Origin of the sequence: Mesorhizobium sp. Root157 (genome assembly GCF_001427385.1) — a bacterium.
Lineage (GTDB): Bacteria > Pseudomonadota > Alphaproteobacteria > Rhizobiales > Rhizobiaceae > Mesorhizobium.
In genome coordinates, this window is record NZ_LMGJ01000009.1 from 1 (window position 1) to 25,481 (window position 25,481).

Genomic DNA, 25,481 nt, shown 5'->3' on the forward strand with positions numbered 1-25,481 from the left:
GACCGGACCGGCGCTCGAAACCAACGAAACAGCAAACCAATGAACGGGGTCAGTTCTTCACTTCGCCAAAGGGGTCAAATCCTCGATTCGCTTGACAGGCTCATCAATGCCGTTGCCGCTTCATACAGCAGGTGCCGCATCATGCTGTCGCCAGCTCGGCTGATCCTCCCTGCTCGATTAATCTCGCCAGACTGATATACCCGCGGGGTTAGACCAGAGCGCTACGACCGATTTCGACGATGAGATGCGGGAAGGGTCGTCCACTGTCGCACGGTAAGCAATGGACTTGCCCGGATTTAGTGGAGTGGAGCCTAAGCCATTGTCGTTATCTTGACGACAGCGCGTTCTTGCGCTTCCTATTCATCGTGAGCACCGCCGATCCCGGCCCCCGTTCTTTCGAGGCGCACACTACGATACTGCGGGCTTCAATATGGTCGAGGTTATTTGGATCGTCACCCTCTCATCGAGGGAGGGCTGAAGGTGTGGCGCGTCGCCGTCGTGAGTTGTCTTTCCGAGGATCAGAGGCAAGCCCATGCCCCGGCGTTCCTCAATCGGGCGAGGGATCACCAGAGAGTTCGCTTACAAGGAGAAGCAAAGACTCAACGGCTTCGGGCCTCATTCGCGCCATCAATCGCATTAAGTTGAGGCGGCTCTTAGCCTCCTGTGGCTTACTGCCGAACAGGTGGGGGGCCGCGGCGTAGATCATCTCAATGGGCTCGAATCCGAGAATTTCGCAAAGATGAACTAACCGCGTGACATTCAACTTCGATTCAGCTCGCTCATACCGTCCATAAACCTGACCGGAAATCCCCAGCAACTCTGCCAATTGCTCACGAGTTAGCCCTGCCTTGCGCCGAGCCTCCGAGAGAAACTCACTGAGAGCATTGTCCATGTCGTCCAGCGAAACGGCGCCGTCGAACCCTCGCCGACGCCAGAGCGGACGCTCGAAATCCGGTTCTCTGGTCTCCATGAGACCGCGCCCCACACGAAATTCGTCCAGCTCCTTTACGGCCATTCATCACCCGATTTGCTACCACGCGGTCTTCGTGCTGACCGCCATCGCTCAGTTCAGTCTCTTCCTGAGGTTCAGCCATTCCTTATAGGTGAATACTGAAGCCATTCCAACGATCGCCTATTTCCACTTTCCGAGGACCTTTGCACAAGCGTTCGAGATCGCAACTAAAATCATGTTGATGGAAAATGTGATTGATACCGGCTTATATAGCGCATTTTATAATCAAATTGATTGGCAGGATACGGAAAAGCGTGATACATTTTTCCTGACAATCGAGGGACGAGCCCTCGATCTGCGGCCTGCGGCCGCAAGCATCGAGAAGACGGTCGATGACAAGGCTGTACGAAGCGTCCTCCAGAAGGCGCACCAGGCGCGAGAAGGTCGTGCATATCCGTCTTGCCGACGACGAATTTTCGGCTGTTGAGACGGCTGCACTGCGTGCCGGTCTGACGACTTCCGCCTTCCTGCGCTCGCTCGCTTTGGAAGGCGCAGGAGAAAAGCCGTTCCTGAATCCCTCCGACACGGCCATCATCCATCTGCTCGGTCACGACATGCACGCGGTCGGCAACTACCTTAACCAGGTTGCACGAGCCCTGAACACGGGTCGGTCCATCGACAGCTCCGTCATAGTTGCTGCGGTCGATGATGCGCGCGCGATCGCGATGACGGTCGCGGCCGAACTGATGTTGATGACGAAGAAGGCTGCAGCGGCGCGTCGTAGTCAGCTCAGATAATGGAGTTCTTTCTCGGTGCCTTCGAACGTGAATGGGAGCGCCGTCGCGCGGCATTCTTGCACGAGCTTCAGATGGGGCAGGCGCAAGAACTCGACTGGGATTCGCGGAGGGGGGGAGGCGCACCGCATCTGCCGGAAGCACTTTTGGGTAGGGGACGGCGCCAAGTGGGGCGACTGGGGTCTCCGACCGACAAGGGGGGAGGGCGGTCGATGCGCACCCGCTTCCAGGCGCTGGCGAGCGGCAGCCAGCCAGCGGTCGTCAAGCTTGCTTCCTATGGCGGTTCTGGTCGCGTTGGCGCCATGATCAGCTATGTAGCTCGTGCAGGACGGCTCGCTCTCGAGAACCAGCGCGGCGAACGCGTTTCAGGAAAGGATGCCCTGTCTGGCCTTCGAAGCGATTGGGCCTGTCTGTTCGACAATCGTGCCGACAGCCGCGACGTTGCCGTTTTCAATGTCAGGATCAGTCCTGTGTCGTGCGACGGCAAGGATCGGGGTAGCGTCGCACGCGAGATCCTGCAGACAGGGTTTGGCGACCGCCGCCTCGTCTTCGTCGTCGACGATCAAGGAGGGGACGATCTTACCATCCGCGGTGTCGTCGTGCTGCGCCACCGATCCGGCGAACGGCTGACAGGCGACGGTAAGGCGGCCCAAATTGTCCAGCAACGATTCGAAAGTAGTGAATTCAGCACCGGTATTGAGGCGCATTTCCGATTTCATGGCTTTGGCAACGGCGTGCGCTTCGCCACGGCGCGGGTCCGCGACCTAGTGGAACGTTTCAATGGACAGGTTCGCGACGAAACTGGCCGGCTATTCAATGCCCCTAAAGATGCGCGCGACCTCGTCCAAAAGACTTGGCGTCATGAGATGCATAGCCGCAAGGGCAGGGACGTGATGCATCTGATCGTCTCGGCCCGTGCCGGCACCGATCTCGCGGCTTTCCAAAGCGCGGTCCGGGATTTTCTTGGCGAACAGTTTGCGGGACATCGCTATGTGTTTGCCGTTCATGATCCGTCTGGCGATCCCAAGGAAATGGTAGAGGGCGGCAAGCGCCCACACATCCACGCACACGCCATTGTTACCATGCGTAGTGAGACAGGCGAGCGCATCATCACCAGCCCGCAGGTGTTTCGGGAGTGGCGGGAGCTCATGGCGGCGATGGCGCGTGAGCATGGCATTGACATGGAGCTGACCGATCGACGGGACCGGGCCAGCCCGCCTGCGTACACAGGCAGCCAGGTTCGGCCGGTGAGCTGGGCTGGACGCACCGAACATGAGGGCACGAGCAAAGCCGCACAGGCCCGCTACGATGCCAAGCGCCAGAACCTTGAAATGGGCGCCACCACCCACCGCAGCCAGTCTTATATGACAGCGGCCGCCGTGATCTGGCGTGAACTCGTCGCCGAAGTTGAAGAAAAGGGACGAGCGGAATACGCGGTGAAGCAGATCGAACGCATCAAGGTCGCTTCACAGAACGCCAAGCAAACGTCGGAAAAGCGCCTTTCTACTACTATTTCGCAAAGCAATTTGACGATGTTGACTGCCCTCATTGAAATCGAGGAGGCCGTAATGCAACAGATGACTCGCCCCGAGTTTGAAGCCTATGAGAAGCGCGTCGAGGCCGTGCTTTCCAATGTCGAGGCGAACATCGAGCCATCGGCGCGGCAGGACTACGACCAGATTGCAGCGGCAGCGCGTGATGTCGTCAATATCCTCAGGGAATATCTGGAGCTGAGGGGAAACGAGACGAACCCGCCCCTTGAGGGGCGACCGGAGATCGACAACGACGCGTGGAACCGCGCCGTAGCTCTGCGCGGCGAGCAGACGGTCGAACGCGACGATGACGTCATTCTCGAAGTCGTAATGACGCGGGAAATTGCAGAGATGGATAAGAAGCTCCAGTTGGCGATCAACAAAGGAGAGCGGACGCAGAAACGTTTCAATGGCGAACGAACCATGGAGGCCGATGAGCGGAATAACGAGTCGATCGACGGCCGGCCCGCGTTTGAGAATGGAAATGGTCCGATCGTGCCCGCAGCGAACGTAGCGCCAGGAGCGGTCGCGGCAGAAGTCGAGCGCCAGAGCGCTCTGTTGAAAGACGTGGAGCGTGAGCGTTTGCTTCCAGAAAATCCGATGCAGAATGATCAGTTGCCAGGCGTTGACGAACGGAACCTATCGACGATCGGCAATGCCGCCTCACAGGCTCGCTCGATCTGGCGCGAAAGCCCGTCCGCGGATCCTCCGCAGCAGCAAGTTCCGCGCATGGAGGAACTGAAGCGCGAAATTGAGGAATGGCACGAAAGCGAACGCGACGATCGTGAGCCTTAGGCTCGATGACTGGCCTCCAACCCTCCGGAGAACTCGCCAGAGAATGACTATGGCCAGCTTGCCAACGGCGTGAAGCTACCCAGAACCTCCGTGGCGGCTGAATGCGCTGGCTGCCGAGTCTATCCAGGCTGATAGCCGCCTTCTCCAAGTCTGTGATTTTGACGGTGCCCTGATCCGCGCACTAGGCGGTCTTTAGCTTCTTGCGTCTTTGCAGCCTGCCAGCCTGCATCGTTAAAGTTGATCTCGCGCGCTTCAACTGCTCTCCATCGGCAAGGTGGTAGGGCTGTACGAGGACCTCAGCCGGGATGTGCCACTCCTTATTCAGTTTGTAGATCATATCGACGGTAAGTGCGCGCTGCCTTGACAGAATTTCGGAGGCACGGGGCGACGAGCCAATTACCTCTACAAGAGCCCTTCTCGGGAGGTCGAAAAGTTCCATGTGAGAGTGAATGGCTTCAACCGGATCAGGTGCAGAAATCGGATAGTGCTTGTTCTCGTAAGCCTCGATGAGGTCTGAGAGCACATCGAATCGATCACCATCAGCAGAACCAACTTCGGGCTCCTTCTCAAAATACCGAGTGATTTCGGCAACTGCCCAGTTGTAGTCATCCTCGGTCTTAATGGGACGAATGTTTTCCATCACACTGTCTCCGGATTGATCTTGTCGTACTCTTTATGCGTCCCGACGAACTTGATCAGAACACGGTGAAATTTATAAGCGACGTGAACGATGAGACGGTACTTGTTGCCGCCGATGTCGAATATGGCGCGGTTGTCGCTAACGAAATCGACAGTTGTACCGAACATCGCTTTCACGTCTGCGGGCCTTTTCCAGTCTGCCTTGCTTACAGCCAAGTACCAAGCGATGAGGGGTGCTTCGGCCTGATCATATCGAGCCCAGAAATCCTTCAACATTTTCTTGGCAATGATCTGCATTGCCCCGATATAGCGCATTCCCAATTTGGGAACAAGCGCAAATTTCCCAATTTGGGAATTATTATCAGCTTCAGAACAGGATGCTGTCGTCTTCTTGGCCGACTATGTTATTGGCCAATCCTTGCCGTAGTCATTTTTCAAACTCGTAGATTGGCTCTTGAGCAGATAGCCGTTCGTAATTTTTCTGGCGTTCAGGCCTGTGTTTGGCCAAATAATTCTTTGCGGCCTCCTGATAGGTTCTGAAATCGCCCGGGGCACGCCTGATGCGGCTTTGCCGGCGTTTCGGTCTGCAATTTGCGGAAGCATTCGACGGCTGCAGTTCGATGGCCGATAGAACATCGTCGACCGTCTTCGCGACTTCGCCAGGACGACCATGAGGCTTTGCCGACATCATGAGTCCAACGTCGTTCTAGCCACACATCTCCGGAGCGGAAGGCATGGCGCGAAGATGGCGATGCCATTCGAGGCCGTCGCAGAAAGTCCGAATGTGCCGGAACACTCGCCCCACCGCGGACCGCCATCACTGCCTCGAGTAGCGGCGCTGCAACTGGCGCGGCCCGAAGATCGAGCAGGGCAGCATACGGGGAGTGTAGCGGCGAAACGATGATTCGGGGTTAAGAGCTGCAAAAGGCCCTTTCGGCCGATTTGTCCTATGCGGCTGGGCGAATCCGAGGGATGATCGCGGAATATCGCAAGTACATCTGGCATCTTCTTTTTGTAGCGGATTATTCGGAGGGACCGGGGGAGCTTCGAGGTTTTCGGATGATCCTTTTTGGCACACAAAAGTCGAGGCGGCCCCTGTGTATATCTATTTCAGGAAGGCAGGCATCCCCCCTGCAATATGCGACGGTGGCTGCTTCATTGCCTTGGACAGTACCGGACTCTTGTTTGATGCCGCGCAACGCTTCATGTGCTGAATGGTGTTACGCACTGAGCCAGCCTGAACAAAGGAGTTCACATGTACAAGCACATTCTCATAACGACCGATGGTTCGGAACTCGCCCAGCGGGGCGTTGATCACGGGCTGACTCTGGCAAAGTCCATCAACAGCAAGGTCACCGTACTTACCGTGACCCAGCCGTACCCGTTACAAAGCGCAGCTACTGTGGCTTCATGGTCAGATGCTCAGAGAGCGCACGCCAACGCTGCTCTTGATTTGGCAAAAGCCGCGGCTTCAAAAATGGGCGTTGATATGGACGCGGTTCAGGTTACTTGCCCGTCACCCGCCGAGGGAATTGTTGACACAGCAAAAGACCTCAATTGCAACCTCATCGTAATGGCGTCTCACGGTCGCCGGGGCGTCCCGAGACTTCTGCTAGGCAGCCAGACAACAGAGGTTGTTCATTCGTCAGCCGTTCCAGTGCTGGTCGTTCGCTAGTGCTTGCAACAGCAAAAAGTGCCCGATCTCGTTGCTCTATAGCTGTTGCCGTTGTTGCGGATATCGGAGGAACCGTCGTGATCATCGCTGATCTGAATAGATCCGAATGCACAGCTTTGCTGTCGTCCGCCCGGCTCGGCCGCCTGGCGTGTTGCATCAATGGGCAGCCTTATGTCGTGCCCATCCAATTTGTTGCGGAAGGGGCCAAGCTCTACAGTTTCTCCCTCCTTGGCCAGAAGATCGAATGGATGCGGGCCAACCCTCTCGTCTGTTTACAGATCGATGAATTTGGCAAAAACCGCGAATGGCGTAGCGTTGTCGTAAACGGCCGCTATGAGGAACTGCCCGACCGGATAGGTTGGAAAACAGAACGCGACCACGCCTGGTCCTTATTGAGCCAACACGCCAACTGGTGGGAGCCGGGAGGCATGAAGCCGGTTCCTGAAGGGGCAACCCCTCATCTGTTTTATCGCATCATCATTGATGAGATGACAGGCCGGCGAGCGCAGGCCCTTTCCTGAAGCAGACCGAGACTAGGCCAAGTCGCACGGATCGGATTCCAGGTCGTTCACGGCATCGGCAAGATATAGCGGCTCGTCGTGCCCACAAGGTCAATGTCGCCATCCATCTGATCAAGCAACAACAGCAGGCGTTCAATTGCCGCCTCGTTGCGCTTGCGGTGGTTGGGGGGTCGCTAAGTCAATAGAATTGAAACGCTGGCTCATCGTCCTACCCTCACAATGAACCTAGTCCACAAAGCGCAGACCGACCAGCCGACAATTGAGTTGAGTAGCTTTCGCTGGATGGGCCGCGTCGGCAAACGGGCCGGTGTATCTTCCTTGAGTTCGGGCCCGGCCATTCTGCCGCCAGCCGAGTCAGTATGGACACCGAGTCCGGGCTGCCATCAGGTTTTGCGCGTGCGTCATAAGACCTAGACCTCCAAGCTAATAGCAACCATACATCAGAAGGCGTATCATTAGCTGTCGCTAAAGTTCACCCGACTTGGCGGCATGCCGGGCCTGCACTCCCCTCCGCGGGCCGCAAGACGGGCCGACGCGGGTTTCACCACCTATTGCACACCCGCGCCGGCTCCCTCTGCACCGACTCCCGCAGATCCGGACTGCAAGTCGGCTTGAGGGCAACAAAAAATGCCCCGCCGGAATCAGGCTAGGACAGGGGGAAAACTAGCCCTCCCGACCGATAGCATGGCTCTTTTATCAAGCGTATATTTGGACGCCGCTAAGGTTCAGGCAACTTGGCGACGGGCTCGGTCGCTCTCCATCCAAGCTGACGCGACCGAGCCACTCGTCCGTCCCCATTGATGTCGATAACGTTCGGGAGTTAGTGTGGAGGTGCGGTTGGGGGCACCTGGCCGTGGGGCCGACGCGGTTAGTCTCACCGGCTATTCCACCGCGCCGGCCTTTAGAGTTTTGGGCGCCGCGGAACCAAATGCCGGTCACGTCGTTTGCGAGCCGGAGGGTCTGGCCATGCTCAACAATTTTTTCTGGTCATTTTACACCATTACGGTTCTAGGGAGTGTCGCCGCGCTGGTGGTGATTTTTATCTAGCCCTGCGCAAAAACGCCTGCATCAGCGCGGTAGAAGCGGCTTTTCATAGCCCTTGCTGGCCTGTATTGTGGTGGTGCTGGCCACCCATAGTCAGCGCGGGGCACGGCCCACACCTTAAGCCAGTGACCAGGCCCCGTCTTCTACCGTCAAACTCAGCCTCGCTTTGGCGGGGCTTTTTTGCATCAAGTTACCCCACCGCCCACGTCTTATGCTCGCCTGTGACGGTCGGAAAGCTCCACACCACGCGCACCGCCCGCGACGAGCACCGCGGGCACTTCAACCGTTGCGGCAATAATGCGATCGGAAACGAGGCGCCTCGAGTCGCGATCAGCGTCGGCAAATCCAGATCCTGGCGAAAATTGCACTCCCGCCCGCGCTTCATGCCTTTGGTGTAAGGGCCAAGCGCGCAGGCCATCCACACCCTGCCGCTGTAGGCAAATGCGGCACCAAGCGTTTCGATTTGCATGGAGAACAGAATAGGAACATAATGGCAGAAGTCAATCGCGAGGTGGTGTTATGCGAGTGAGACAAAAACTGAGTCCGCGCGACGAAATCCGACTGCAGAAGGCGGCCGATATCGCCATTGCCGCACACGGCGGCGACGTCATGGAGGCACTGAAGTTTGTTCTGGCTCATAATGGAGAGCTTGAAGACGCAATACGCGCGGTGTCGATCGCTCACCCTGGTCTGTTCAAAATCACGGAAGACGCACTGTAATGTCGGGGTTGCCTGACATGGCCGAGAGATTATCTTGCCGCCATGTGCAACTTGTACAACGTCACCACCACGCAAGAGGCAATGCGGGCGCTGTCTAAGGCGTTGCGCGATATTCTTGGCAACCTGGAACCGTCTCGTGATGTGTACCCCAACCGGCCCGGTCCAGTAGTGCGTAATGCGCCAGATGGTCAGCGTGAGGCGGTCAATCTCCTGTGGGGAATGCCTACGCCTGCGGAGCGGGTGAAGGGCAAGGCGGATTACGGCATGACCAACATTCGCAACCCCCAATACGCTCATTGGCAGCAGTATGTTGGCGTCGAGCACCGTTGCGTTGTCCCGGTGACAAGCTTTGCCGAACCCAGCCCGACACCAAGCGACAAGGATCCCGAAACAGGTATCCAGAGGAACTTCTGGTTTGCGCTTAGCAAAGAGCGGCCGCTGTTCTTCTTCGCGGGCCTATGGACGGGCTGGCAAGGCGTGCGCAGGGTAAAGGACGGTCCCGGTGACTTTGAATTATACGGGTTCATGACGACCAAACCGAATGCCATCATCGCGCCAATCCACGAGAAGGCAATGCCAGTCATCCTCACCACGGCGGACGAAATTGAAACCTGGATGACCGCGCCCTGGGCTGAAGCGAAGCGGTTGCAGCGGACGGCTCCTGACGACGCCTTGATGATCGTGGATAAGCCTACAACACAGGTGAAGGCCCTGCAGGCGAGCCTTGTACAGGGCAAACTTTTCTAGCCCAACTTTCGAATGAGTTTCTAGACAGCGATTGCATTTGCCGCCGCCAAGCGGGCGTGAACACACTGTCAAGTCGCGCATCGAGCGCGGCGTGCCTACATCCGAAAAAGAAAGGATGTACGCCATGAGCAATCAAACGAAGTCTGCCCTCTTCTTTTCCGCCTCGGTTGTCGTGGCGGCTTTGGTGGCTATCGCTGCCGCCGTCGGCGTGGTCGAGGCGCTGTTATTTGCCGCCTTTGTGGCCTCTGCCGCTATCTTGGCGTCGATTGTGGCAGTGTCACTCGACGTGCGGTATCCCGAAGAGTACCAGCCGGTTCGCGTGTCGTGGCGGGAGCACAGGGGCCGGAACTAGATCGGCCGAGCGCGTTCGGCGGTGTGGTAGCCGACGAAGCCGTTGGTATATTTGTCTTCGTAAAAAGTGTCGGCCGAGGATATGACTTGAAACAGTAGTTCTTGCCGACAAGACCCTCGCGGGTCGACGGATTGTAAATCTCGCCTATGCCCCGAAGGCACACAGATCACCAGTTCCGCTGGCTGCTCATATTCGTTGCCTGCGTGTCGACAGGGCGCACTCCGATCGCGCGGCGCCGCGATTTATCCAGCGTGATCTGAAGCACCTCATTGTGGGTCTTCAGAGTAAAATTCGCCTTCTGCATCAGCACCGGCAGGATCGTTGTCTGAACTGTGGCCTTCGAATAGTTGCCGCGTCCGTATTTCTCGCAAAAGTCGCAATAGCTGCACTGCCGAGCTGGCAGCCGAGCGGATTCATGTAGGCACGTGACATGTTCGCGGATAGGCCCGGAAAGGCTTTCAGACCCAGTTAGGCAGTCGCACGGGCGAATTGGGTCTGCGAAAATGTTACGTGCATGGGCGGGTTCGGATATTCCGCAGTGCGCGAACCTTCGAATGGATTGCCGCCCGCCTCGATCTGGCCGTTCAGGTTGCCGGCCTTGCCGCCGATGCCGCAGAGTTTTTGAAGAGGTCGAGAGGCGGCTCCAGTTCATCATAGGTGACGCCGTAGTCCTTTGTCGGTAGTACGCTCGCAATGGGCGTCGAGTGCCTTGATCGCCGCGCGATAGAGCGTGTCTGGCCCCTCCTCGAAAGGTCCGTGATATACCAGCGCTCGCCCCGGCCGTAGAAGCCGGCCAACTGGTTGTCGATGAAATCCGTAACGGCAGCTTCCCGGGCGCGCCCGCACCGGCCTCGTCCAAAGGGATCAGTCGGGCGGTGATGGCGACGACGCATCGGCGCTCAGCTTCGGTGAAGAAACGAAGGTCGGGATACGCTGGCGGCGTCTGGGTCCGGCCGGGCAGCACGGAAAGTCGTGGGAAATGGTTCGGGCGAAGGCGGTCTATCCAAGCAACGCCGTGCTCCCGAGCAGAGATCTGATGAGAAAACGTGTTCTGGAAATTTGCCCTTTAGAAATGCGCTTTTTGGCTAAAATCGAGACCTCCGCTTATTTGGTCAACGGAAGGCTGCTCCAATGGTTGCTGCAAAAATAATGCATGGATTGCGCAACTCTCTTCATTGGACCTGCATCATGTCTGCTCCATTTTCAAAAGCGGGCCTCGATATGTCGGACGAACTAGGGGAGAGAATTAAAGCTGAAAATGCGGGCTGTGTTGCCCCTTGGAAGACGCAGGTTTTCGCGCGGGCTTTCATCGCCAGGGGAACACGGAGATGCTGGACAACGCGAAGGGCTCCGGACCTGCGTCAGGCGGGCGCCACACGCTGCTCAGCATCAAAAGGGATCGGAAGTGTCCCTTTAATTGAGGTAATCTCTACCAAGCCGGTGCCGCTCGGCAGATCGAATGCAGTTCGACCCGGCGCAACCGCAACAGAAGGAACGACCAGCCCGCCGAGGAAATAGCAAAGGAGACACTCATGCTTACCCAGACAGACCAACAGAAGCGCAATCCGAAAAGCGCCGCCAGCATAGCTGGCCATCCCATCCATCCGATGCTCATCCCGTTCCCAGTCGCTTTCCTGGTCGCCACGCTCGTCTGTGATCTGGTCTTCTGGCGCACCGGGAATGCTGCATGGAGCACGGCATCCCTGTATCTTCTTGGAGCCGCCCTGGTCATGGCGGCCCTGGCCGCTCTGGCTGGACTTACCGATTTCCTGGGCGAGAGTCGCATACGCAGCCTTTCGGCTGCCTGGCACCACATGATCGGCAACGTGATTGTCGTGCTGCTGTCTGTCTGGAACTGGTTCCTTCGCTACACCGACGGGGAAGCCGTTGTTCTCCCAACGGGGCTGCTCATTTCCCTCGCCGTCGTGCTCCTCCTGCTTTATACGGGCTGGCGCGGCTGGGAAATGGTTTATCGTCACCGGGTCGCGATAGCCGACGAAACGGAATGATCAATCCCTCCAGGTCGCGGAGGCGCCAGCCAAAATCATCTTGGCATCGAGCAACTGGCACCGAACTTGCGACGGATCCCTCCCGGTCTTCAGGACGGCGTTACTGCGATCACCGCGGGGTGGAGCGATGCGGAAGTCGGCAAAGCCTGCAAGCTGCCTTGGTCGTCGAGTAACGGTAGGACGAAAAGTTCGCTGAAGAGCTTCTCCCTTTGGCTGGCTCGGTCGCTCCAAGTTGTCGCTCAAATCGGCTATGGGCTCGGACGCTGAATGGCCGCTTATCGCTAGTTGTGTTGGAAAGCGGACCGTCTTGAATCGTGAAGAGGCCCTCACCGAAGAACTGGCGACCTCGTCAAGCTGCCACGGACAGCCGTGCAGGCTGAGGCATCAGAGAAGGCACGATGGAGGCTGACGAACAGGCGCGCCGATAGGACGGCAAAGTTATCGCGGGAGGACGGCGGCAAGGAAGGTTCGCTGTCCAGCGTTAAGGTGAAAATTTCGACCGATCGCCCCGCCGTCGCCAGGCACGGCCTCAGGCTACTCATCCGCATCGATTTTGGACGCGTTACTGCCAAAGACGCATTACGGGGCGCTGTCGAAAGGCTGGGGGCCATTGCTCGTTCGAGCGGCTCGAAATGCGTAATGACTGGGGATCAAGATTGTACTGGCCAACGATCTGCGCCAGTGCGCGATCCACTTCAAGTTCCCAGGGAATGCCAACAGTCGCCCCGCCCTACGTGGCATGTCAGAGGTCGCGCCGAGTTTTTTATGCGTCCCCTGTGTCGCTCTTTAAGCGTCCCTGAGATTTTCGCCTGCCGCGTCGCGGTCCGTTTCCGGGTCGTCCACGGCCGGTAAATATCCGCGAGGCCTATTTTCTGGCGGGCCTTCCCAACGTGGTTTCTGATCAGTGGTGCCGGCTTGTTCGTCTGCCGCACTTATCAATGGATCGTCCTTGACATACGCGCCGGGCTGACGACCGGCTACCGGAGTTATTGCGTCTTTAGAATGTTCAGCGATTGCAGGTCCAGACCCAGCTACCTTTTGGATATCGGGATTTGGAGTTGGCACTGACGAATTCTGCCCGTCAGAATGCCGAGTCTTTTCATTTACATCGTCGAGGGATGTCGCGTTACCCATTTTCCCTGGCGGCAACTTATTCTTGGCTGCATCCTTTGAGAATTCGGGGTGGCCGGCGAATATCGGGTCTTCTGGACGGTCGGTGTCTACCCTGGGCTCGGAAATGGCCGGTGTCGCCGGCTTGGACGAGTATGCAGGATCGTCGAAGGGCGGGAAACGGTCGGCAGGATGGTTATCTTCGTCAGAGGTTGGAGGACTAAGTCCTTCCGGAGTGACGTTCCCGTCATTGGCTTCGCCAAGGTCCTCATCCGTTGGTTTTTTGAACGGGAATGTGGCATCGCCATCATCGTTTCCAGAAATCACTCGCGGATTTGCGCTTGAGGTCCCATCGTTCACACCACCGTGATGGCGCTTTTCTGACTGGCCTTCGGCATCCTTTTCTGGCGTCGCGTCATTGCTGGGAGAATCCGATTCGGGCATCCCCTGAAGCTTTCTAGCTCCAGTCTCATATTCCGGGTGGTCGGGCATGATGTGTCTCCATCAATTGAGTTCAACTTGATCGTGACCAGATTGTTCCACTCCGAATCTGATTTAGCGGACTTCAGAAACGCAGACCTAGCGTCCCGAAGTATTTGAGGTCTCGGCTTTGGTCAGCCCAACCCTACGGGCGTAGTAATCGGCTTCCCGGCTTCCCTTGCTTCATCAGCTGTCGGGCGGGCGATTTCTCGTTCTGATTTTTGAGCGCTTTTCTTGGACATGTTCGGATAACGCGCAATCGGCCTATTCCAAGCCAAGTGCGGCAAGACGAGCTGCGTTCGCCCTAGAAGGCCGGTTTTTCATTCCTTCCTGACTCGCAGGAACCGGCATCACTTCGGTGCGTTAGCAAAGAGTACGATATCGGCCCGGAGTAAAAACATGTCGAAGTTGCAACACGGCTCAAATGACGAACTGGAAATCATCCGTCTGAAGGCAATCTCGTATTTTGCACCTCTAATGCTGCACGAAGCGTTGATCCGGGTATGCAAAGTCTGCGGCGGCGAGAGTCTTGATCGCTTCGAAAAGGCGATGATCGAAAAAATAGAGAGATCGTCATTGGACGATGTAGATTCCGAGGACATGAAGGAATTCGCGACTGAGCAACTCTATGCTTGTGTGCGGGAGTTAAAATCGTCTCCTGATATGACGCAGCCCATCGAAGATGTGCAATCGCGGAGAACGCATGGTCGATCGGAGAAGTCAGAAACGCTGGAAGGCCAGCTTCAACAGGGGCTTGAAGACAGTTTTCCGGCAAGCGATCCGCCTGCCGTAGTCTCTACTGCAATTCCTGGCGGGACGAAAAAACTAGTGGGAACAGATGAGGTTTTGAGGCAAAGAACTGGCGAGAAATAGTCGCCAGTCCTGCAGGTTTTAGCGTGGAGCCGCTCGTTATGATTGGGATCATCGGCGGTTAAGGGGGGAAGTTCGGCGAAAATCGCTAATCAACGCGTCGACGGTCTTCAAGTCCCTTCCCTCGGGGCGAGGTAGAAGGACGGCTTGCTCTTCAATAAGAGCGAGAAAGGCAGCTACGGCGGACTTCGGCGTGCAGTTGCCTGCCTGGCCTTCATGCACTGTGTATAGGGCTTTCACGAACGTCGCGGTTCTCTTCCATGGATACATCCTCAGTGCCCTCTCCGCTTCGGCAAGGCTTTCAATGACAACCGGTCTCGAAGCGCTGTTGCGATAGGAAACGGGATTCATGGCTTCGCCCTCCACTGCGTTTTGCGTGGACCGTTGAACGCGCAAGACGACAGTTTGGTTGCCTTCGAAGATGAGAAAATGATGTGGTCCCCGCCGTCTCGCATCCCATCCATCCGCACAAGAGGCTCGCCAAGCGCTCGAGGCATCGACCTGCCGCACGTTCCGCATCAGTCGATGTAGTGATGCTTCCCATCTCTGCGGCTGTTGACGTTGTCACGCTCGGTGGTGCCGCTCGTAGAGCGCGATGAGCCTTAGACGGTCTCAAAGGTCAAGCGGCTCCCTGACGACGCTGCCGATCTCATCAACAGGCTGGTCGAGTAACCCACGGAAGGCACCTGAGCGTGGAAGGCGAGTTATGTCGTGTCCGGTATGCGGGACGAGCTTACCGGTATCTATCCGCTCAAGAACCCTCGCGATGTCTCGGCCAAGATGGCGTTCAGCCCAACAAGGGGCCTGCTATCAATGGTAGCCGGTTCCGCTTTGGCGTCGTCCCAAACCAGCCACATGTCGTCGGGTTCGGCAACGCAAGCATATCTGGCCATCTCAAATCCACCCTGGGAGCAGCATCCCACCAATGTCTCTAACCGACAAGCGGGGATGAGAGATGGCACGCGCCCACATTCCCCCAGTACGGAGGCTGGGATCCACCGCAAGCTCTACCGGGACAAACGCTGTTGTGGCCCCCATCGCGTCAGCAGCAAGCGCCTGGACCGTTCAGAATTGGAGTTTTCCGCTGTAATTTCCTGGCTGGGAGAGGAGCGGAAGACGATGAAGGCATCGAAGTTTTCGGACGCACAGAAGGCGTTCATTCTGAAGCAGGGGGCGGACGGGATTCCTGTGGCGGAGATTTGCCGCCGTGCCGGGATCAGCCAGGCGCCCTATTTCAACTGGAAAAAGAAATATGACGGGCTGCTGCCGACGGAGATGAAGCGGCTGAAGCAGCTTGAGGATGAGAACGGCAAGCTCAGGAAGCTGGTTGCCGACCTGTCGCTGGACAAGGAGATGCTGCAGGACGTGATCCGCCGAAAACTGTGAGGCCTGGTCGCAAACGCGAGCTGGTGGCGCAGACGTGTGGAGAGTGGAACGTGTCGATCCGGCGAGCCTGCCGGGTTCTGGAGTTCGACACATCGACCTATCACTACAAGTCCCGCCGCCGCGATCAGGCCGGCATCGAAGCTCGGATCAAAGACATCTGTGCAACGCGGGTTCGCTTTGGCTACCGGCGCGTGCACGTGATGCTCACGCGCGAGGGCTGGGACATCAACATGAAGCGGACCTATCGGATTTACAGGGACTTAGGGCTTCAACTCAGGAACAAGACACCGAAAAGACGCGTGAAGGCGAAGCTACGAGACGATCGTCAGCCGGCCGTCGGGCCCAACGACGTGTGGGCGATGGACTTCGTTCACGACCAGCTTGCGACCGGAAAGAAGATCCGCGTCCTGACGGTCGTCGATACGTTCTCGCGCTACGTGCCGGTGCTCGACCCGCGCTTCAGCTACCGGGCAGAGGATGTGGTCAGGACACTGGAAAGGGTCTGCCCCAAGATCGGCTATCCGAAGACGATCAGGGTCGATCAGGGCACAGAGTTCGTGTCCCGCGATCTCGATCTATGGGCCTACGCCAAGGGCGTTAGGCTCGACTTCTCGCGACCGGGAAAGCCAACTGACAATGCCTACATCGAAGCCTTCAACGGCCGCTTCAGGGCGGAGTGTCTGAACGCCCACTGGTTCCTGACGCTTGCGGATGCGGCCGAAAAGTTGGAGGATTGGCGCAGATACTACAACGAGGTGCGCCCACATGGCGCGATAGGCCATAAGGTGCCGATCTCGTTGATCAATCCCGATGGTGCCACCAGCCCGCCATCGTGAAACAGCCGGAAAACTCCACCTTCCGGCGGTCCAAAGAATGGTATCGGATCAAAAACGGCCGAGGCTCTAACAGCCACTGGATGAAAGTTCAGTGGCAGGTCACCAGAAGGAAGAAGCGCGAGGCTTCACGATCGGGTGTGACGAGGCAGGGTCACCCTATCGCCCCACTGTATCCATGAAACCGTGAGTGATCTCACATCTCGTCGTTGAAAGGCTCCTTCACCTGGCCGACCATCCTTGTCAGTGTGGAGAACGAGGGTAAGTCATCGTCAGGGTCACGCTGGTTGGCCAACTGCAGTAGCCTAATCGGGAAGTTGATAGCGTCACGATTGGAAGTGGACAGACCTTCGGCCCGCTCCTGGTCAGTCTCGCTGGCCTCGGCCTTGCGTAAGGCAATGTCTAGTTCCTTCACTGAGACGATGCCTTTTCGAACAAGGACATGATTGACCGATGCGATGGCCATTAAGAGGCCCTCAAGTTGCAGATTGGCGACGTTCATTGCTTTGGCTCCCATCTTTGTGAGGTCACAACGCGCAAGCATGCCCGCCTGATCCATTAGGGAGAGGGCGGTAAATCTCTGACGCCTTTCGATCTAGAGACCCGCGTCCCTCATTCACCGAGACCAAATTCAAACATAAGAGTTGGGCCGAAGGAATGAGGTGCACTGGGAGGTGGGCGCTCCCGAGGGAGCGTTGCCAGAGACACCACCCGCTTGCTCGCCCGAGGGTCCGCCGCCGCCTAGCCGCCTAATTGTAGGCAAGGCACTTCGATTCGGTCGGCCAACGATTTCTGACAGGTTCGACCTAAACGTAATTGAGGGCACCGGCTCAATCGTTGTTGACACGGATTGGGAATCGTTGTGCTCCAACGTGTCGGAGATCGCGGCGGCCAGGGCCGGCTCCGAAAAAGCCCGGCGCATTCGGCCCACGCTTCCACGTCATTCCTCCAGACGGCCCGATACCAGCGCGCCGTTCGGGCTGTTTTCTGCTCCGATCACAGTGGCGTGGCAACCTGCAGTTTCAAAGCTTCACGAACTCATAAGAGGTCGGCGAGGCCAAAACCGTCCCTTTGATCAGCTGTTTTTCATCGCGCTGCAAGCCTACAGTAGATTCAGCGACGCCCCCCGCCGTTCGGAGTGTGTCAGCGCATGGGTCGTCTCGCTGCCTAGCCGCTGCGTTTGTTTGCATCACCTCGCAGCCTCTCCCCCGACCGTTAACATGCTTCGCGGTCAACTCGTGAACTTGCGCCGGGGTTATTTTCAGTCTCGCTTGGCGAAGCTGCACCTCATAATCATCTTGTCATCCGGCCGCGGTGCGGAACTCCTGTTTGCATTTATCGTCGGTCATTTGCGACTAGGCCCGCCACCAGAGCGGCGGGCCTAGCTTTAGCAGGCGTCAGGACTGACCGCCCTTGCGCCCGGCCTCCGACGCCCGCTCGGGATCATTCTTGAAGTTCCCGTTGCCGCCACGCTCGCCGCCGCTTTGCTTCTTCTTATCATCCTGGGCGTGCTGTTGACTGCGTTGGCCACCTTCATTCTTGTGGTCCCGCTGGCCGCTTTTCTCACGCGGTTCGTGGTTTTCACCTCGATTAGGCATTGTTGGTTCCTCGGTTTAAGAGACGATCATTCGTCTCGCGGAAACCAAATCGATGGGGCCGGGCATGGTTCCGCGCGTAACACTATGTGATCACATGAAAAGCCAATAGCCCGGTCTCGTAGGAGTTTCATCGCGGGGCCACGCAGGTTGGGCGCCGCGCGAGTATTTCGGATCGGGAACGAAGCGCTTTCAGCTTGTCAGAACTGGCTGTTCACGGTTGTCATTCGCTAGGAAAACCGGCTTCATCCGGGCTTAAGTTCGCTCCATCCGTGGGTTGCCAGTCCGTTAGCCTAACTCAATTTGTAGGGACTCGCTTTTTTGCTTGAGCACATAGCTCCCGGAATTTTTCGACCTCCGCTTCGGTCAGATGCTCTATTCCTATGAAGGCGTTCTTACCCTCACCAGATCGGATCAGTTCATCCAGCTTCGCTTGGATAGCCGCACCATCGCGGTTCTGCGTGTTCTGGATTAGAAACACCATTAGGAACGTAACGATGGTTGTCCCGGTGTTGATCACCAACTGCCAAGTTTCCGAAAAGTGGAACACCGGTCCCGAAACCGCCCAAAGCACGACAGCAGCCACGCAAATTGCAAACGCCCAAGGTCTACCGGTCGCACGTGCAACGGCCTCGGCCATGTGGTTGAAGGTCTTTTCCATAGGTCACATCCGCCAAAGGAAAGACCCCGGCAGATCGCCGAGGCCTTTAAGGTCGAGGAGTTATGGCTACGCGGCTTCTGCCATTGCCCGCTCGTTAATGCCGCCTTGCCCGAGCGCGCTGAGCGCTTCGTCGGTACCAGACTCTTCTTCCAGCGTGGCTTTCAGCAGAACGACAGCGTCACTCATGCCAAGCTCTTTAGCCCAAGCGATAAGCGTTCCGTATCGGGCAATCTCGTAATGCTCGACCGCCTGGGCAGCAGCTACCAGTCCGGCGTCGACCGCGGGGGCGCCCTTATATTCCTCGAGAATCTCCGAGCCTTCCTCGATAATTCCGTCGATTGCCGGACACGTTTTGCCACGGGCGGGCTTTTCAAGCATCTCGAAGACCTGCTCCAAGCGATCGACTTGACCTTCCGTCTCCCTAAGATGCTTCTCAAAGGCAGCCGACACTTCCTGAGACTCAGCGCCTTTGATCATCTTTGGCAAGGCCTTCAGAATTTTCTTCTCGGCGTAATAAATATCCTTCAACCCGTCCAAAAAAAGGTCTTCGAGACCCTTGGTGGATGCCTTCGAACTCCTATTGGTCGCCATCTTCATCTCCGTCTGTTGAGGTGAGCCCCCTCAAGGACTCATAATCCGCAAGCCGGCGGCTAGTTCCCCTTCTGTTGAAATCTAGTCCCCGACCTGCACGACAGCGCTGCGGCGGCCACGCTCTTCGATGTCGGGCCTCCGGGCTCCATATGCGATGACGCCGACGTGCTTGTCAGTTAGGCGGTTCAAACTTCTAACTGCGCAGCCCTACGCGGTACCCTTCCGCCTTAGTGTCTTCAAGATCGATGCGAGGGGCGAAATGCATTCGAAGATTCGCGATCGCCACGGACGCTGTCGCAAGCATCGCCGCCATCTCCTTTTTCGTGAATAGTTCCGGATGCTCAGCCATATAGGCGAGTTCGATGGCTAATATACTGTCCTCGTCGACCGCCATCCGTCTGCTCTCAACTGCGTTGGTTTGAACCGTTCAATGCTAAAAAAGAACACCCGGCGGTCGCCCGCCGGGTTCTCAGATTAAGCCGAAATAACGAGCTTAGAACGCGCGCTCCGGCCACCGCTCGACCTACTGCTTGCAGGAAACGTCAAGAGGGTGGTCGTAGCCGGTCGCGAAGCGAAGGAGGGGAGAATTGAATAGTACCCCCGGTTGGCGTCTGAGGGGGCCGTTTATTGTTCCACGATAATCGTGCTGCCGGCATTTTCGACGATCTTTGATGGGGTAGATGTGAGGGCAAACACCACTGCGAATGATAGGGCGATTCCCACGCCAACACCGTAGATAAAGGTTCTCATTTTTGTTGCCCCGAGCGATGTGGTGTCCCATTCAACGAAAGTCAGACGAATCGGTTGCGGCTGGCCAGTTAAGGTGACATGCGCTTAACAAGCGCCTAGCACCGGAATGGTTGCGCTGCTTTGCAGCAGCGGCAACTTTATGACACGGGGGAGCGACAGCGTTTCAGGCCAGTTGGAAGGATTCGCCGCTCTGGCCTGTGCGATGCCCTGGACCACGAGGAAGAGAAAAATGAAAGCGCTCGCCGGCGCGGGGCGCGAATGAAAGACGCTGGTCTGCGCGGGCGCGCGCGTCAGCCGAGGTTTTGCGCCGGGTACACCACGATGCCGGAGGGCTGGATTTGCGCGCCTTTGGCGAGGCGCGCCGGCTCTATCCTGTGGGCTCCCATCAAATGAAAAACGGTCTCGCCGCGGGCGATGAGATGATCGGCGACGATGCGCCGGTGGCAGCGCCACCAGACGGCCTCGGAACACATCATCGCACATCGCCGCTCGCGTCCGAGCGCAATCAACCGGTCGAGACCGCTCCGAAAGCTTTTCGAAAACGCAGCGTAGTCGGCATAATTGTGGAAGCTCTGGTTTTCCCAAAAGCCATTCACGTTGGGCGCGACCTCCTGGGTCTTGCCGCGTAGCCCGCCCAGTTCGGCAATATGGGCGTAGGTAACCTGGAACGCGGCCAGACTTTCAAGCAGCGTTTCCTTGTTGTACTGCGGATTGGTACGTGACTTCGGGACGGTTCTGATATCCGCGACCCACGCGACCCCCGCGGCCCGCAGCAGTCCTACGAAGGCCGTGAGCGGGCGGGATGAATGGCCGATAGTGTAGAAAGGAAGGCTCAATTCCACTCCTTTGCAGTCACGTGCGATAAACCGTTATAACGCAATTAAGTTGCATTAAAATGACGATTATATTCGTTTGATCGGCTTCCCCCGCAAATGATGCACATCAAATGCCGGGATCAGACAGCTAGGTTCCTAATGTGGCGACGAAGTAGAAATGTCGCCGGTCCTGCAAAGTAGAAATGTCGCATCGGGTGCTTCAGAGGGCAGGGCGCAGCAAGTTAGAAAGCAGCAAGTTAGAAAGCAGCAAGTTAGAAATGCGACAGTGAGGCGCGTCCTGACGCCGACGTGAGCGCCCGATCGGGCGACAGCTGGTCGGGGTTACGCAGCCCGATCGGGTGCGATCCAGGCAACTCCGTGGTTTTAGCTTTGAGAGCCGCTTCACTCGGCCGCGGCCAAACTTGCCAAAGCCTGTCTCGTCTTGCGATTACAGCAGGATCGTTCATGAAATTCGTCCTGCGGCCCGGCTTCGTTCCGCGCTTCTTGTAGGCGCTCTGCTCGCTGTTGGTCCTGATCTTCGGAGGAGGTCGCGCCTCATCCTGCTGAGCCTTGATCCAGGTCAGCACCTCACCGAGCCGCTTGTTCTCGGTGATCGCCGTGTGCGTGACGCGCTGCTTTGTCAAAGACGGTGTAAGGTAGGGAACGCGCTCTCCATCGGATGTCCAGCCGACCGTCGGCGAACTCGTAGATATCGACGTACTTGCCGACCAGGCCGCACGAAAGCTCGTTCTTCTCAAGCATGATTTGCCGCGTTCGTAGGAGAAGGACAATTGCTGGCCGACATAACGTTGCTCCCGCTTGCACAGCACGTCACGCAGCCGATCCGGCGCAACATTCAATGCGCGATGCAGGTCGTCCGGTCGGGTAGGGACCTTGGCGAACCTCTGGTTGAAGTGGACGTAAACGCCGGCAGGAACGCATTGGCCGCTTCGATGCCCGATATGCCGGCGAGGCGCAGTTCCTTCACAAGCCTGTCCTGAAGCGTCCGATTGACCCTTTCTAACCCGGCCTTTGGCCTGGCTCGAGTTGGCGCACAGGATCTCGATGTTGAGTTCGGCAAGAGCACGGCCGAACTGGGTCATGCCCCGGCCGGCTTTGGCATCCTTCTTGGCGACACGAAACACCGTATGTTTGTCGGAATAGAACGCCACCGGGCTGCCGCGCCTTCAGCCAGAAACGCCTTCAGCAGACGCTGTACTTGGCGCGTCGTCATGTCCAGGACATGCGCGGCCGAGACAACGGTCATGCGCCGCTCCAAAACCTTCGACAACACCTCGATGCGTTGCAGCTCGCGCTCGCTCATCAAAACAAGTCCCAATCCACCGTCTCCCATGCGTTCGAGGTGGGCAGGAACCCTGCGCCTGGTCGGCAAGAGCGACATTTCTATTTTGCAGAAACAGGACATTTCTACTTTGCGGCAATACCTAAAAGTCGCATAAGCTTAATTATGGAACCTGCTTGCGGTTTCACCGCGGTTGCCGCGCGTGAACTGGCCGCCTTTGTGCAAGCCTATCCCGAAATCCTGACATATGCGCTCATCGGCGCGGGCTTTCTGGCGCGCTGGTGGTGGCTCCGGCGCAGCCGCGTTCGCCGCCGGTGTTTCACACGCCGCGCGCCGCCACGGATCCTCAGCCGGAACCGGCCGCGCCGGAGCTGGACAATCGCCCGCTCGCCGTCGTGCAGCGCACGCCGCTGATCCGCACGGCGATCATGAACAAGGGCGAAGTGCAGATTTTCTTAGGCGCGCTCGCCGCGTCGGAAACTCTGAAGCGCGACACCAAAACTGGCATGTCCATGCCCAGGCCGCGCTCGGCGAGCTGATGATCGTCGAAGGCAGCGCCTGCTACTTCAGCGCCTACGGCTCGCTCAAATCGCGCTGCGACGCCGGCGCGCCGGTGTTCAGCGCCTTCAACTGCCTGCGCGCCGATCTTGTCTCCTGCGACAATTCGGTTTCCCCGTGCTCGCTGTCGAACATCGGGGCTACGGCGCGTGTCGGCGACGACCGCACCCCGCTTGCCCATGGTTTTAGGCGCTGCCGCCGGTCTCCCACGCTTTCAACTGCTAGCGAGCCTGCGCGCGGGTCGTTTGATCGTCTCTCCCCCGTTCGTCAGCCCGATTGCTGACGGTTCCCACGCCGGCGCGTCCCGGCGGCGGCCGCGCCGGGCTCTAGGCGCATGCGCCCGAACCACGCGGCCGTCGTGTTTCGGCCGGCCGGCGCAGAGGCCGGCGGTCTCCTCCTGCTCCAGGGAACGATTTCGGCCGTCCTGGCTTCCGTTATGGGTGCGCCATAACGCTTGCGAAAGGATATGCCATGTTTGAACTCGAAACGCCGCTGGCAGAACTCATTGCTAGAGGGGTCTTTCTTTTCCTCGGGTTCATGTTCATTTTCCGCGTCCTGCCGCGGCGCACCGGCGGCGAGTTGTCCCCGATGGACCTGGTCTTTCTGCTCCTGATCACCGAGTCGGCCTCGCATTCCCTCGGAGAATTTTCGACGTTGACCGATGGCGCGGTCCAGATCGGGGTTTTCGTCGGGCTGAACTACATGACCAATAAATTGTCCTATCATTTCCCCGTCATCAGACGTTTGCTCGAGCAGAAGCCGCTTCTCGTTATCAAGGACGGCCAGATCATCCCGGAAAACCTGAAAAAGGAATTGCTTACAGAGGATGAATTGAAAGGAAACCTCCGCATGGATGGCGTCGATGACGTCTCCGCGGTGAAAGTTGCCCATGTGGAAAGCGACGGGCGCGTGAGCGCAGTCAAAAAATGACCGGCGCCCTGGCGTACCGGCGAACGATCGCTTCCTGCGGGCCGCGACGCTCCATGCCACCTGAACATTACAATCCCGCAACGCCTCAATTTGGCTTCGGTCCGGCGCCCGTTGTCTCGTTCCCAGACTTTTGCCGCATCGGGCGACACGTCCCGAGCGGCAACCTTGTCTTTTGCCGGTCCTCCTTGTCGTCCGCCGCGATTGTCACTATTCACTTGAAGTCGGAACCATTTCTTCGAGGGTGATTTGCGATGTCGAGCGCCGACTTGAGCACCGCGGCTTTTCAGGAAGCGGCAGCGATCCGGGAATTTGAACGGTTGACCGGCGTCCCCGTCGCCGACGGCATCTCCTCGCCCGCTTCCCGAGCGGCGAACCCTGAAGATATTGGCTCGTTTCAGTACCTGCTCGCAGCTTTGCCCGCCGCACTCTACACGACGGACGCGGCCGGCCACATCACCTTCTACAACGAGGCGGCCGCGCTGCTCTGGGGGCATCATCCGACACTCGGGACCGATGAATGGTGCGGTTCCTGGAAGCTTTATTGGCCCGACGGGACTTTCCTGCCGCATGGCGAATGTCCGATGGCTATGGCCTTGAAGGAAGGCCGGGCGATCCATGGCATGGAAGCCATCGCCGAGCGTCCCGACGGCACGCGGGTGCCGTTCCTTGCGTATCCGACGCCCTTTTTCGGCCCCTCGGGAGAGGTGATAGGCGCGATAAACATGCTCGTAGACATCACTGGGCGCAAGGCGGCGGAGCTGGCCACGCAAAGGCTGGCCGCTATCGTCGATTCCTCGGACGATGCCATCGTTTCCAAAGACCTGAACGGCGTCATCACCAGCTGGAATGCCGGCGCAGAACGTCTGTTTCTCTACTCCGGACAGGAGGTTATCGGAAAGTCAGTGACCATCCTGATGCCCCCGGACCGGCAGGACGAGGAATCGGGCATTTTGCAGCGCCTTAGACGCGGAGAGCGCATCGACCACTTCGAGACGGTGCGGCAGCGGAAGGACGGGAGCCTTGTCGATGTATCGCTCAGCATCTCTCCGATCGCCGATCAGAAAGGCCGCGTCATCGGGGCCTCCAAGATCGCGCGCGACATCAGCGAGCAAAAGGCGGCGGAGAAATATAAGGACGTCCTCCTCGCCGAGATGAAGCACCGCGTGAAGAACAGCCTCGCGCTGGCGGCTTCGATCAGCAGGCAGACTTTCGATTCCGTCACCGACGACGAGCAGCACGTTTTCACCGCGCGTCTTCAGGCGCTGGGCAATGCGCACGACATACTGGCCAAGCAAAGCTGGGAACGCGCCAGCCTCACCGAAGTGGTGACCAGAACCATGGAGCCGCACCGCACGGGAAAGGGACGGGTTCACCTTTCCGGGCCTGACATTGTCGTCGATTCGGAAAAAGCGATCGCCGTCGCGCTGGCTCTGCACGAGCTTGCCACCAACGCCACAAAATACGGTTCCCTGTCCGTGCCGGACGGCACGCTCGATATCGTCTGGGAACGGCTCGATGCCGAGCGTAACCGGCTGCGTTGGCAGGAAAGTGGCGGTCCGACGGTGGTGAAACCCGAACGCCGGGGATTTGGCACCCGTCTCATCGAGCGGGCACTAACCGCAGAACTGACCCAGGTCGTGCTGGACTTCAAGCCCGAAGGGGTTGTCTGTGAGATGGAATTCGACCGGTAGAAGGGCCGGAAGCGAGAAAATCGCCGGCCCGGCAATCCCGTCCGGCGCAAGCCTACGCGGGCCCTGACCAGCATGCCTGTCCGGCATGCCACGCCCTCTCCTCTCGATGAGGTGATGCGGCCCCCTCC

Annotated in this window: 27 protein-coding genes and 2 pseudogenes; 15 read left to right on the forward strand and 14 right to left on the reverse strand. The window is 58.0% G+C overall.

Going from position 1 to position 25,481, the window contains the following annotated elements; translation table 11 throughout:
- Positions 1 to 74: 74 nt before the first annotated feature.
- Together ASD64_RS21995 and ASD64_RS07405 are read right to left on the reverse strand one after the other, a co-directional pair.
- Positions 75 to 203 (reverse strand): annotated as a pseudogene (locus ASD64_RS21995) (transposase); the annotation flags it as partial.
- Between the two features lie 344 nt (positions 204 to 547).
- Complete coding sequence (locus tag ASD64_RS07405) at positions 548 to 1,015, reverse strand: helix-turn-helix transcriptional regulator (RefSeq protein ID WP_156460052.1); 468 nt, start codon at positions 1,013 to 1,015, stop codon at positions 548 to 550.
- 88 nt (positions 1,016 to 1,103) lie between these two features.
- Between ASD64_RS07405 and ASD64_RS21245 the strand changes: the two genes are divergently transcribed.
- The 3 genes from ASD64_RS21245 to ASD64_RS07415 all read left to right on the forward strand — a co-directional run bounded on the left by ASD64_RS21245 (position 1,104) and on the right by ASD64_RS07415 (position 4,073).
- Positions 1,104 to 1,439, forward strand: coding sequence for a hypothetical protein (locus tag ASD64_RS21245; protein ID WP_162249057.1), 336 nt, complete (start codon positions 1,104 to 1,106; stop codon positions 1,437 to 1,439).
- A complete protein-coding gene (locus tag ASD64_RS07410; protein WP_244480733.1) occupies positions 1,399 to 1,749 on the forward strand; it encodes a plasmid mobilization protein in 351 nt (116 codons plus the stop codon). The genes ASD64_RS21245 and ASD64_RS07410 overlap by 41 nt, the downstream gene beginning before the upstream one ends.
- A 209-nt stretch (positions 1,750 to 1,958) precedes the next feature.
- Positions 1,959 to 4,073: a relaxase/mobilization nuclease domain-containing protein gene (locus ASD64_RS07415; protein WP_056103084.1), complete on the forward strand. Its 2,115-nt coding sequence runs from the start codon at positions 1,959 to 1,961 to the stop codon at positions 4,071 to 4,073.
- 181 nt (positions 4,074 to 4,254) lie between these two features.
- Here the strand turns inward: ASD64_RS07415 and ASD64_RS07420 are convergent, their stop codons facing one another.
- The 3 genes from ASD64_RS07420 to ASD64_RS07430 all read right to left on the reverse strand — a co-directional run bounded on the left by ASD64_RS07420 (position 4,255) and on the right by ASD64_RS07430 (position 5,403).
- Complete coding sequence (locus ASD64_RS07420) at positions 4,255 to 4,713, reverse strand: helix-turn-helix domain-containing protein (RefSeq protein WP_244480734.1); 459 nt, start codon at positions 4,711 to 4,713, stop codon at positions 4,255 to 4,257.
- Entirely contained in the window at positions 4,713 to 5,009 is a 297-nt protein-coding gene (locus tag ASD64_RS07425; RefSeq protein WP_056103204.1) for a type II toxin-antitoxin system HigB family toxin, read from the reverse strand. The genes ASD64_RS07420 and ASD64_RS07425 overlap by 1 nt, the downstream gene beginning before the upstream one ends.
- A 130-nt stretch (positions 5,010 to 5,139) precedes the next feature.
- Entirely contained in the window at positions 5,140 to 5,403 is a 264-nt protein-coding gene (locus ASD64_RS07430) for a hypothetical protein (protein WP_056103087.1), read from the reverse strand.
- Positions 5,404 to 5,967: 564 nt separating this feature from the next.
- Between ASD64_RS07430 and ASD64_RS07435 the strand changes: the two genes are divergently transcribed.
- From ASD64_RS07435 to ASD64_RS07470, 6 genes are all read left to right on the forward strand, one after another.
- Positions 5,968 to 6,387, forward strand: a complete 420-nt coding sequence (locus ASD64_RS07435) for a universal stress protein (protein WP_056103091.1) — start codon at positions 5,968 to 5,970, stop codon at positions 6,385 to 6,387.
- A 77-nt stretch (positions 6,388 to 6,464) separates the two neighbouring features.
- A complete protein-coding gene (locus ASD64_RS07440; RefSeq protein ID WP_056103094.1) occupies positions 6,465 to 6,908 on the forward strand; it encodes a pyridoxamine 5'-phosphate oxidase family protein in 444 nt (147 codons plus the stop codon).
- Positions 6,909 to 8,477: 1,569 nt separating this feature from the next.
- On the forward strand, positions 8,478 to 8,672 hold the full coding sequence (locus tag ASD64_RS07455) for a hypothetical protein (protein WP_156460054.1): 195 nt from the start codon (positions 8,478 to 8,480) through the stop codon (positions 8,670 to 8,672).
- Between the two features lie 42 nt (positions 8,673 to 8,714).
- Positions 8,715 to 9,419 (forward strand): SOS response-associated peptidase, encoded by a 705-nt coding sequence (locus tag ASD64_RS07460; RefSeq protein WP_056103105.1) that lies wholly within the window; start codon positions 8,715 to 8,717, stop codon positions 9,417 to 9,419.
- A 124-nt stretch (positions 9,420 to 9,543) separates the two neighbouring features.
- Entirely contained in the window at positions 9,544 to 9,771 is a 228-nt protein-coding gene (locus ASD64_RS07465) for a hypothetical protein (RefSeq protein ID WP_156460055.1), read from the forward strand.
- 1,532 nt (positions 9,772 to 11,303) lie between these two features.
- A complete protein-coding gene (locus ASD64_RS07470; RefSeq protein WP_056103112.1) occupies positions 11,304 to 11,780 on the forward strand; it encodes a DUF2231 domain-containing protein in 477 nt (158 codons plus the stop codon).
- 786 nt (positions 11,781 to 12,566) lie between these two features.
- Here ASD64_RS07470 and ASD64_RS20535 read toward each other — a convergent pair.
- Positions 12,567 to 13,382, reverse strand: a complete 816-nt coding sequence (locus ASD64_RS20535) for a hypothetical protein (RefSeq protein WP_082549895.1) — start codon at positions 13,380 to 13,382, stop codon at positions 12,567 to 12,569.
- 387 nt (positions 13,383 to 13,769) lie between these two features.
- Between ASD64_RS20535 and ASD64_RS07475 the strand changes: the two genes are divergently transcribed.
- Both ASD64_RS07475 and ASD64_RS07490 read left to right on the forward strand, forming a co-directional pair.
- Positions 13,770 to 14,243: a hypothetical protein gene (locus ASD64_RS07475; protein WP_056103115.1), complete on the forward strand. Its 474-nt coding sequence runs from the start codon at positions 13,770 to 13,772 to the stop codon at positions 14,241 to 14,243.
- Positions 14,244 to 15,359: 1,116 nt separating this feature from the next.
- Positions 15,360 to 16,462, forward strand: a protein-coding gene (locus ASD64_RS07490; protein WP_156460056.1) for an IS3 family transposase whose coding sequence is annotated in 2 segments (ribosomal slippage) — positions 15,360 to 15,621 and positions 15,621 to 16,462 — 1,104 coding nt in all. Because the reading frame shifts where the segments join, the coding sequence is not laid out codon by codon here.
- 193 nt (positions 16,463 to 16,655) lie between these two features.
- Here ASD64_RS07490 and ASD64_RS07495 read toward each other — a convergent pair.
- From ASD64_RS07495 to ASD64_RS22000, 8 genes and pseudogenes are all read right to left on the reverse strand, one after another.
- Positions 16,656 to 16,961: a hypothetical protein gene (locus ASD64_RS07495; protein WP_056103210.1), complete on the reverse strand. Its 306-nt coding sequence runs from the start codon at positions 16,959 to 16,961 to the stop codon at positions 16,656 to 16,658.
- Positions 16,962 to 17,856: 895 nt separating this feature from the next.
- On the reverse strand, positions 17,857 to 18,057 hold the full coding sequence (locus ASD64_RS21900; RefSeq protein ID WP_056103124.1) for a KGG domain-containing protein: 201 nt from the start codon (positions 18,055 to 18,057) through the stop codon (positions 17,857 to 17,859).
- Between the two features lie 295 nt (positions 18,058 to 18,352).
- On the reverse strand, positions 18,353 to 18,715 hold the full coding sequence (locus tag ASD64_RS07505; RefSeq protein WP_056103127.1) for a low affinity iron permease family protein: 363 nt from the start codon (positions 18,713 to 18,715) through the stop codon (positions 18,353 to 18,355).
- 66 nt (positions 18,716 to 18,781) lie between these two features.
- Positions 18,782 to 19,306: a ferritin-like domain-containing protein gene (locus tag ASD64_RS07510; protein WP_056103212.1), complete on the reverse strand. Its 525-nt coding sequence runs from the start codon at positions 19,304 to 19,306 to the stop codon at positions 18,782 to 18,784.
- A gap of 193 nt (positions 19,307 to 19,499) precedes the next feature.
- Positions 19,500 to 19,700 (reverse strand): hypothetical protein, encoded by a 201-nt coding sequence (locus ASD64_RS07515; protein WP_056103130.1) that lies wholly within the window; start codon positions 19,698 to 19,700, stop codon positions 19,500 to 19,502.
- 646 nt (positions 19,701 to 20,346) lie between these two features.
- Entirely contained in the window at positions 20,347 to 20,892 is a 546-nt protein-coding gene (locus tag ASD64_RS07520) for a DUF488 family protein (RefSeq protein ID WP_056103217.1), read from the reverse strand.
- 251 nt (positions 20,893 to 21,143) lie between these two features.
- Positions 21,144 to 22,058, reverse strand: a pseudogene (locus ASD64_RS07525) (hypothetical protein); the annotation flags it as partial.
- Positions 21,971 to 22,297, reverse strand: a complete 327-nt coding sequence (locus tag ASD64_RS22000) for a helix-turn-helix domain-containing protein (protein WP_413813590.1) — start codon at positions 22,295 to 22,297, stop codon at positions 21,971 to 21,973. The gene ASD64_RS22000 and the pseudogene ASD64_RS07525, both read right to left, overlap by 88 nt.
- Positions 22,298 to 22,458: 161 nt before the next feature.
- Here ASD64_RS22000 and ASD64_RS07530 point away from each other — a divergent pair, with 161 nt between their 5' ends.
- The 4 genes from ASD64_RS07530 to ASD64_RS07545 all read left to right on the forward strand — a co-directional run bounded on the left by ASD64_RS07530 (position 22,459) and on the right by ASD64_RS07545 (position 25,353).
- The gene (locus ASD64_RS07530; protein ID WP_156460057.1) at positions 22,459 to 22,713 is read left to right on the forward strand and encodes a hypothetical protein; all 255 of its coding nucleotides are present in this window, start codon (positions 22,459 to 22,461) and stop codon (positions 22,711 to 22,713) included.
- Positions 22,713 to 23,015, forward strand: a complete 303-nt coding sequence (locus ASD64_RS07535; protein ID WP_056103141.1) for a hypothetical protein — start codon at positions 22,713 to 22,715, stop codon at positions 23,013 to 23,015. The genes ASD64_RS07530 and ASD64_RS07535 overlap by 1 nt, the downstream gene beginning before the upstream one ends.
- A gap of 188 nt (positions 23,016 to 23,203) precedes the next feature.
- Positions 23,204 to 23,662: a DUF421 domain-containing protein gene (locus ASD64_RS07540; RefSeq protein WP_056103144.1), complete on the forward strand. Its 459-nt coding sequence runs from the start codon at positions 23,204 to 23,206 to the stop codon at positions 23,660 to 23,662.
- A gap of 251 nt (positions 23,663 to 23,913) precedes the next feature.
- Entirely contained in the window at positions 23,914 to 25,353 is a 1,440-nt protein-coding gene (locus ASD64_RS07545) for a sensor histidine kinase (RefSeq protein ID WP_056103146.1), read from the forward strand.
- Positions 25,354 to 25,481 lie beyond the last annotated feature (128 nt).

What these genes read in the sequence shown, in the direction of transcription:
- ASD64_RS07405 (WP_156460052.1), bottom strand. Translation starts at nt 1,015, where the DNA reads ATGGCCGTAAAGGAGCTGGACGAATTTCGTGTGGGGCGCGGTCTCATG.
- ASD64_RS07415 (WP_056103084.1), top strand. Translation starts at nt 1,959, where the DNA reads ATGCGCACCCGCTTCCAGGCGCTGGCGAGCGGCAGCCAGCCAGCGGTC.
- ASD64_RS07420 (WP_244480734.1), bottom strand. Translation starts at nt 4,713, where the DNA reads ATGGAAAACATTCGTCCCATTAAGACCGAGGATGACTACAACTGGGCA.
- ASD64_RS07425 (WP_056103204.1), bottom strand. Translation starts at nt 5,009, where the DNA reads ATGCAGATCATTGCCAAGAAAATGTTGAAGGATTTCTGGGCTCGATAT.
- ASD64_RS07430 (WP_056103087.1), bottom strand. Translation starts at nt 5,403, where the DNA reads ATGATGTCGGCAAAGCCTCATGGTCGTCCTGGCGAAGTCGCGAAGACG.
- ASD64_RS07435 (WP_056103091.1), top strand. Translation starts at nt 5,968, where the DNA reads ATGTACAAGCACATTCTCATAACGACCGATGGTTCGGAACTCGCCCAG.
- ASD64_RS07460 (WP_056103105.1), top strand. Translation starts at nt 8,715, where the DNA reads ATGTGCAACTTGTACAACGTCACCACCACGCAAGAGGCAATGCGGGCG.
- ASD64_RS07465 (WP_156460055.1), top strand. Translation starts at nt 9,544, where the DNA reads ATGAGCAATCAAACGAAGTCTGCCCTCTTCTTTTCCGCCTCGGTTGTC.
- ASD64_RS07470 (WP_056103112.1), top strand. Translation starts at nt 11,304, where the DNA reads ATGCTTACCCAGACAGACCAACAGAAGCGCAATCCGAAAAGCGCCGCC.
- ASD64_RS20535 (WP_082549895.1), bottom strand. Translation starts at nt 13,382, where the DNA reads ATGCCCGACCACCCGGAATATGAGACTGGAGCTAGAAAGCTTCAGGGG.
- ASD64_RS07475 (WP_056103115.1), top strand. Translation starts at nt 13,770, where the DNA reads ATGTCGAAGTTGCAACACGGCTCAAATGACGAACTGGAAATCATCCGT.
- ASD64_RS07495 (WP_056103210.1), bottom strand. Translation starts at nt 16,961, where the DNA reads ATGAACGTCGCCAATCTGCAACTTGAGGGCCTCTTAATGGCCATCGCA.
- ASD64_RS21900 (WP_056103124.1), bottom strand. Translation starts at nt 18,057, where the DNA reads ATGCCTAATCGAGGTGAAAACCACGAACCGCGTGAGAAAAGCGGCCAG.
- ASD64_RS07505 (WP_056103127.1), bottom strand. Translation starts at nt 18,715, where the DNA reads ATGGAAAAGACCTTCAACCACATGGCCGAGGCCGTTGCACGTGCGACC.
- ASD64_RS07510 (WP_056103212.1), bottom strand. Translation starts at nt 19,306, where the DNA reads ATGGCGACCAATAGGAGTTCGAAGGCATCCACCAAGGGTCTCGAAGAC.
- ASD64_RS07515 (WP_056103130.1), bottom strand. Translation starts at nt 19,700, where the DNA reads ATGGCGGTCGACGAGGACAGTATATTAGCCATCGAACTCGCCTATATG.
- ASD64_RS22000 (WP_413813590.1), bottom strand. Translation starts at nt 22,297, where the DNA reads ATGTCCTGTTTCTGCAAAATAGAAATGTCGCTCTTGCCGACCAGGCGC.
- ASD64_RS07535 (WP_056103141.1), top strand. Translation starts at nt 22,713, where the DNA reads ATGATCGTCGAAGGCAGCGCCTGCTACTTCAGCGCCTACGGCTCGCTC.
- ASD64_RS07540 (WP_056103144.1), top strand. Translation starts at nt 23,204, where the DNA reads ATGTTTGAACTCGAAACGCCGCTGGCAGAACTCATTGCTAGAGGGGTC.
- ASD64_RS07545 (WP_056103146.1), top strand. Translation starts at nt 23,914, where the DNA reads ATGTCGAGCGCCGACTTGAGCACCGCGGCTTTTCAGGAAGCGGCAGCG.